Genomic DNA, 6,178 nt, shown 5'->3' with positions numbered 1-6,178 from the left:
CTCGAAGTGGATGGGGGCGCGAGAGTAAAGACCCTCACGCCCCCAAATGCACCGAGCGAAGCCGCTTACTTCTTCTTCTTCGCGGCTTTCTTCTTCGCCTTTTTCTTCGCAGCCATGATTGACTCCTTGTTTCCGATGGTGTCGGTCCGGGAAGAGCACGCTGCCGATCGGGGCGGGGTCACTGCCGAAGCACTGAACCGGTCGATCGATAACGGGTTAACGCCCTCCCTGTATGCGGTCCCAACATCGCTAGAACATCATTAACTGCAAGGACATGTCAAGGAATTTCAATATGAGGGGGGTGGTACTGCGTCCGCCCACCATCGCTAGGGCCTTACGCCGAGTCTAGCGGGTGACTCGAAATACGAGTCTAGCGCTAGCGCCAGACATGCAAGAAACCCGCATGAAATCAGCGTTAAATGCATGTCGCGAGTCGCGCGCCAAACACACGCAAAGGTAGTTCGATCACGCTTCCGGAAGATCGAGAAGACCGCGCGCGAATCCGCGCGCATCGAAGTCGCGAAGGTCGTCGATTCCCTCTCCGACACCGATCAACACCGTCGGAGTCGCGAATCGATTCGCGATCGCGACCAGAACGCCGCCCTTGGCGCTGCCGTCGAGCTTCGTCAGCGCCAACGAATCGACCGCGACGATCGACGTGAAGGTCTCGACTTGCGCGATCGCGTTCTGACCGATCGTCGCGTCGAGTACGAGCAGCACAGTGTGCGGTGCGGTGTCGTCGAGCTTCTTGATGACGCGTACGACCTTCTTCAACTCGTCCATCAGGTCGGCTTTGTTGTGCAAGCGGCCGGCGGTGTCGATCAGCAACACGTCGCTGCCCGCCTCGCGCGCCTTCTCCAGCGCTTCGAACGCCAGCGCGGCGGGGTCGCCGCCTTCTTTCGTCGAGACGAATTGCGCTTTGGACCGTTCGGCCCAGATGCCGAGCTGCGACACGGCCGCCGCGCGGAACGTATCGCCCGCCGCCAGCGTCACGCGCTTGCCGTCCGCGGCCAGCGACGACGCCAACTTGCCGATCGTCGTCGTCTTGCCGCTGCCGTTGACGCCCACGACCAGCACGACATGGGGTTTGAGCGCGGGGTTGGGCGCGAATCTCTGCGCGACGGGCGCCAAAATCGTTTCGATATCCTCGGCGAGCAGCTCCTTGACGCGTTCGATCGACGTTTCGGCCGGAAGTTTTCGCGCGCGCAAGGCGCCGACCAGCTTCGCCGCGACCGACGGGCCCAGATCGGCTTCGATCAGCGCGTCTTCCAGCGCCTGATAGGCCGCTTCGTCGAGCCGGCCGATATTGAGTGCGCGCGAAATGCCTTCCGCGAGCCGCGCCGAAGATTTCTTGAGACCCGTCTTGAGACGCTGAAACCAGCTCATGCCACCGCCCGCAATTGCCGCCCGTCGTGACCCAGGATGCGCGCGGGCACGAGTGTGCCGCGCATCATTTCGCGATCGAGCCGCACGCGTGTGCCCCGCGCGTCCAGCCCGTCGCGGCGCGAGGCTTCGACCAAAACATCGGCCGTTGCGCCAATGCGCCGGTCGAGGTCGCGCCCGCGCGACGCCGCAACCGCATGACGCAACGCCTCGGCACGGCGGCGAATCGTCTCGCCGTCGAGCTGGGGCATGCGCGCGGCGGGCGTGTTGTCGCGCGGGGAATAGGGGAACACATGCGCGTCGGCCAGGCCGATTTCTTCGACCAGCGCCAGCGTATTGGCGAAGGCATCGTCGCTTTCGGTGGGAAAGCCTGCGATCAGATCGGCGGTCAGCGCCACGTCTTCGCGGGCTTTGCGCGCGCGGCTTGCAACGGCGATCACGTCGGCGCGCGAATGGCGGCGCTTCATGCGCTTCAAGATCAGATCGTCGCCCGCCTGGATCGACAGATGCAGTTGCCCCGCGAAGCGCGGCTCGCGCGCCAGCAGATCGAAAATATCGTCGTCGATCTCGGCCGGATCGACCGAGGACAGACGCAAGCGCGCCAGATCGGGGCACGCGGCGAGGATCGCCTTGGCGGCCGCCCCCAGTCGCGGCGCGCCGGGCAGGTCCTGACCCCACGAGGTGAGATCAACGCCCGTCAGCACGATCTCGCGCTTGCCCGCGTTCACGGCCGCTTGGGCGCGCGCGATCACGCGATCCAAGGGCAGGGAGCGCGAATTGCCGCGCCCATACGGGATCACGCAAAAGGTGCAGCGATGGTCGCAGCCTTGCTGGATTTCCAGGAATTCGCGCGTTCGGCCGCTATCGGGCGGCGTATCGGTCTCGACGAATTCGCGCGACGTCATGATGTCGCCGACGGTGGCGTCGGCGCCGGCCCAGGTCGCCTGTTGGAGTTTCTCGCGATTGCCGACCACGGCGGCGACGTTCGGGAGCCCCCGCCAATGATCGGGATCGATCTGGGCGGCGCAGCCGGTCACGACGATGCGCGCTTGCGGGGTTTCGCGCGCGAGCTTGCGGATCGCGGCGGCGGCTTCGCGCGTCGCTTCGGCGGTCACGGCGCAGGTATTGACGACGATCGTGTCGGTATCGCCCGCCCGGGCGAGCAGCGCTTCGATCGCCGCGCTTTCGGCGGCGTTCAGCCGGCAGCCGAAAGTGACGACGCTCATCGCAGCGGCCAGATCCCGCTGAACGACATCGCGGTCGGCCCGGTCATCAGCACATGGCCGTCGCGCAACCATTCGATCTCGATTTCCGATTTCGGATCGTTCGGGACCGAACCGTCGACGACGATGGAAACTTTGCGGCCCGCGACCAATTGGCGGCGGATGGCGGCGACACCGGCCGCACACGCGCCCGAACCGCAGGCGAGCGTGATGCCCGCGCCGCGTTCCCACACGCGCAGGCGCATCCGCTCGGGGCTCAGGATTTGCGCGATACCGATATTGGCGCGCTGCGGGAACATCTTGTGATGCTCGAGTTGCGGCCCGAGCTTGTCGAGTTCGATCGCCTCGGCGTTCGGCACGAAGAACGTCGCGTGCGGATTGCCCATCGACGTCGCGACGGGCTTGGCAAGCGGGCCCAATTCGATCGGCACGGCGTTGGTGTCGCACGCCTCGGCCAGCGGGATCTCGCGCCAATCCAAACGCGCGGGGCCCATATCGACCGTCACGCGGCCATCGGGCTTGCGCGTGGCTTCCAGCGAACCCGCGATGGTTTGAATCGCGAGCTGATCCGCCCCGCGTTCGGCCATCACGCGGTCGGCCACACAGCGCGTGCCATTGCCGCAGGCGCCGGCCTCGGAGCCGTCCGAATTGTAAAAGCGGAAGAACACGTCGGCGTCTTTATCCGCCGGCGTTTCGATCACGATCAATTGATCGAAGCCCACGCCGCGATGCCGGTCGGCGATCGCGCGCGCGAGATCCGGCGTAATCGCGGGCGCGTTTTCACGCGCGTCCACGACGACGAAATCGTTGCCAAGCCCATGCATTTTGACGAAAGGCAGCGTGTCCATGTCCGGGATATAGGGGCCGCCCGCCCCAAAAGTCCACCCGGTTCAGACGGCCAGAACGCGCACCCGTTGGGCGAGATCGGGCTCGGAGGCCGCCGCTTTGCCGAGACGGGTATCGGCGGTCAGGATGGCGCAGTCGAGTTGTGCCGCAAGCGCCAGATAGAGGCAGTCATAAACCGAATGCGGCAGGCGAAGGGCGAGCGCCATCGCCGCGGGTAGAAGCGATGCGTCGGGCGTCAGCGCGATCGGCAATTCGAGGAGGCGAGTTTGTCGTGCGATGGCCTGTGCGGCCGGTTGGCTTTTAAAGCGTGCGATCTTCCAGATCGCGTTGGAAACTTCGACCAGCAATAGGTCGGGCGCATTCATAGCTTTGCCCGAAATCGCTTGGGCGAGCGCTTCCGGCAGGGCGTCGTCTTCGGTCATCGCGCGGACGACCGACGCATCGACGATGACGCGATCCTCGTTCACCGGAGTTTTGCCACCCATTCGTCGTCGCGCGCGTCACGCTCGTCGCGACTCTCTTGGAGCGCTCTCGTCCAATCCTCGGCGGAGACGGGATCGATGGGGGCCGTGACTTTCCACTTCGCCTGCAACTCGCGAAAGCGCTCCAGCGAAAAGGGTTGGGCGGGTTTCGGCGCGTTTGCCCGGATCGTCCTTTTGGCGGCCTCGGAAAGGGTAATTCCTTCCGTTGCCGCCTGAATTCGAAGATTCCGGTGCGTCTCGGGATCGATGTCGCGGATTAGGATGTCGACCATTTGATATCTCCAATATCATTGATATCATTGATATCAAATGCGTGCAAGCCTCACCCTATATAGGGTGGCGCCAGAGTCGAATTGACGGGGGCCGCCCGATCCCCTAAAACCGCCGCCATTCAAGGGCAATACGGAACCCTTGGGCCCCTTCGGGGTCTCCCGCCGTCCGCGAGTTTCGCGCACGGCGGCCGTTTTGTTTTGGCTTCGAGGTTCGTTTCGGCGCGTATGTTCGACCAGCTCGGCACAAAACTCGGCGCGGTATTCGACAAGCTGCGCGGCCGCGGTGTGATCACCGAGGCCGACGTCGATACGGCGTTGCGCGAAGTGCGTCTGGCGCTGCTCGAGGCCGACGTCGCCTTGCAGGTGGTGAAGGACTTCATCGCCGCCGTGCGCTTCGAAGCGATCGGCCAGCAGGTCGTGCGCTCGGTCACGCCGGGCCAGATGGTCGTCAAGATCGTCCACGACAAGCTGATCGAAACGCTCGGCTCGACCGCGACCGACGTCAATCTGCGCGCCGCCGCCCCGATCCCGTTCCTGATGCTGGGCCTGCAAGGCTCCGGCAAAACGACGACGTCCGCGAAGCTTGCCAAGCGTTTGACCGAGAAGGACCGCAAGAAGGTCCTGCTCGCCTCGCTCGATACGCGCCGCCCCGCCGCGCAAGAACAGCTCGCCGTGCTCGGCACGCAGATCGGCGTGACGACGCTGCCGATCGTCGCGGGCCAGGAGCCGGTCGCCATCGCCAAGCGTGCGATGGAAGTGGGCCGCACCGAAGGCTACGACGTCGTCATCCTCGACACCGCCGGTCGTCTGTCGATCGACGAAGAGTTGATGGCCGAAGCGAAGGCCGTGCGCGACACGGTGCAACCGGCCGAATCGCTGCTGGTCGTCGATGCCCTGACGGGCCAGGACGCGCTGACGACCGCGACGCGCTTCAACGAAGGGCTCGGCATCACCGGCGTGGTGATGACGCGCTTGGACGGCGATCAGCGCGGCGGTGCCGCGTTGTCGATGCGCGCCGTCACCGGCAAGCCGATCAAACTGGTCGGTCTCGGCGAAAAGATGGACGCCCTCGAGACGTTCCATCCCGACCGCGTCGCGGGTCGCATCCTGGGCATGGGCGACATCGTCGGCCTGGTCGAGAAGGCGCAGGCGACGGTCGAGGCCGAAACCGCCGAGAAGCTCGCCGCCAAGATCAAGAAGGGCGAGTTCGATTTCAACGACATGCTGTCCCAGCTTCGCCAAGTGAAGAAGATGGGCGGGCTTGGCGGCGTTATGGGCATGCTGCCCGGCGTCGCCAAGATGCAAGCGCAGATGAAGAACGCGAACGTCGACGAAAGCCTGCTGCGCAAGCAGGAGGCGATCATCTGCTCGATGACGAAGCGCGAACGGCGCGACGCCAAAGTTCTCGACGGCAAGCGCAAGCGGCGGATCGCCGCAGGCTCGGGCACGTCGGTCGAGGAGGTCAACCGCCTCGTCAAGCAGTTCATGGAAATGAGCCGCGTGATGAAGCAGATGGGCCGCCTCGGTCAGAAGGGAATCATGCGGACGGGTATCGGAAACCTGTTCCGCCGATAGACAACGACTTATCTCAAGAAAGGACCAACACGAATGGCCGTTAAAATTCGTATGAGCCGCGGCGGTGCGAAGAACCGCCCGCACTACAAGATCGTCGTCGCCGACTCGCGCTACGCGCGCGACGGCCGCTTCATCGAGAAGATCGGTTACTACGATCCGATGCTGCCGAAGGAAAACGACAAGCGCGTCGTGATCGACGTCGAGCGCGCCAAGCATTGGCTGTCGAAGGGCGCGCAGCCTTCCGACCGCGTGACGCTGTTCCTCGCGGCCCTGGGCCTCGCCGAGAAGCCCGCGATCCGCGAAACGCCGAAGAAGTCCGCGCCGAAGAAGAAGGCGCAGGAGCGTGCGAAGGAAGCCGCGGCCAAGGCGGAAGCCGCTCCGGCGGCCTAAGGGGTCG

8 protein-coding genes are annotated in these 6,178 nt (G+C 64.7%); 3 read left to right on the top strand and 5 right to left on the bottom strand.

Annotated features, from left to right (window positions below; genetic code table 11):
• A partial coding sequence (locus tag J0H39_16875; protein ID MBN9498428.1) for a hypothetical protein occupies window positions 1-264 on the top strand: 264 nt, incomplete at its 5' end.
• Window positions 265-465: 201 nt separating this feature from the next.
• Here J0H39_16875 and ftsY read toward each other — a convergent pair.
• From ftsY to J0H39_16850, 5 genes are read right to left on the bottom strand one after another with little or no spacing between them, the layout of a single operon-like run.
• Window positions 466-1,386 (bottom strand): signal recognition particle-docking protein FtsY, encoded by a 921-nt coding sequence (ftsY, locus tag J0H39_16870; protein ID MBN9498427.1) that lies wholly within the window; start codon window positions 1,384-1,386, stop codon window positions 466-468.
• Window positions 1,383-2,609 (bottom strand): tRNA (N(6)-L-threonylcarbamoyladenosine(37)-C(2))-methylthiotransferase MtaB, encoded by a 1,227-nt coding sequence (gene mtaB, locus J0H39_16865; protein ID MBN9498426.1) that lies wholly within the window; start codon window positions 2,607-2,609, stop codon window positions 1,383-1,385. Before mtaB ends, ftsY begins: the two co-directional genes overlap by 4 nt.
• Window positions 2,606-3,454, bottom strand: a complete 849-nt coding sequence (locus tag J0H39_16860; GenBank protein ID MBN9498425.1) for a diaminopimelate epimerase — start codon at window positions 3,452-3,454, stop codon at window positions 2,606-2,608. Before J0H39_16860 ends, mtaB begins: the two co-directional genes overlap by 4 nt.
• A 42-nt stretch (window positions 3,455-3,496) precedes the next feature.
• Window positions 3,497-3,937: a type II toxin-antitoxin system VapC family toxin gene (locus J0H39_16855; GenBank protein ID MBN9498424.1), complete on the bottom strand. Its 441-nt coding sequence runs from the start codon at window positions 3,935-3,937 to the stop codon at window positions 3,497-3,499.
• A complete protein-coding gene (locus tag J0H39_16850) occupies window positions 3,916-4,206 on the bottom strand; it encodes a hypothetical protein (GenBank protein ID MBN9498423.1) in 291 nt (96 codons plus the stop codon). Before J0H39_16850 ends, J0H39_16855 begins: the two co-directional genes overlap by 22 nt.
• 225 nt (window positions 4,207-4,431) lie before the next feature.
• On the opposite strand from J0H39_16850, the gene ffh reads away from it, so the two are divergent.
• Window positions 4,432-5,781 carry a signal recognition particle protein gene (ffh, locus tag J0H39_16845; protein ID MBN9498422.1) on the top strand — a complete coding sequence of 450 codons (1,350 nt, stop codon included), beginning with the start codon at window positions 4,432-4,434 and terminating at the stop codon, window positions 5,779-5,781.
• A 33-nt stretch (window positions 5,782-5,814) separates the two neighbouring features.
• Entirely contained in the window at window positions 5,815-6,171 is a 357-nt protein-coding gene (gene rpsP / locus J0H39_16840; protein MBN9498421.1) for a 30S ribosomal protein S16, read from the top strand.
• The last annotated feature ends 7 nt before the right edge of the window (window positions 6,172-6,178 follow it).

Source organism: Alphaproteobacteria bacterium (genome assembly GCA_017308135.1).
In the GTDB taxonomy this organism is placed as follows: domain Bacteria; phylum Pseudomonadota; class Alphaproteobacteria; order CACIAM-22H2; family CACIAM-22H2; genus Tagaea.
This window is presented reverse-complemented; position numbering and strand designations above follow the sequence as displayed.

Excerpts from the sequence above, each read along its gene's own strand:
- J0H39_16855 (MBN9498424.1), bottom strand. The coding sequence starts at position 3,937 with ATGGGTGGCAAAACTCCGGTGAACGAGGATCGCGTCATCGTCGATGCG.
- rpsP (MBN9498421.1), top strand. The coding sequence starts at position 5,815 with ATGGCCGTTAAAATTCGTATGAGCCGCGGCGGTGCGAAGAACCGCCCG.
- ftsY (MBN9498427.1), bottom strand. The coding sequence starts at position 1,386 with ATGAGCTGGTTTCAGCGTCTCAAGACGGGTCTCAAGAAATCTTCGGCG.
- J0H39_16860 (MBN9498425.1), bottom strand. The coding sequence starts at position 3,454 with ATGGACACGCTGCCTTTCGTCAAAATGCATGGGCTTGGCAACGATTTC.
- ffh (MBN9498422.1), top strand. The coding sequence starts at position 4,432 with ATGTTCGACCAGCTCGGCACAAAACTCGGCGCGGTATTCGACAAGCTG.
- mtaB (MBN9498426.1), bottom strand. The coding sequence starts at position 2,609 with ATGAGCGTCGTCACTTTCGGCTGCCGGCTGAACGCCGCCGAAAGCGCG.
- J0H39_16850 (MBN9498423.1), bottom strand. The coding sequence starts at position 4,206 with ATGGTCGACATCCTAATCCGCGACATCGATCCCGAGACGCACCGGAAT.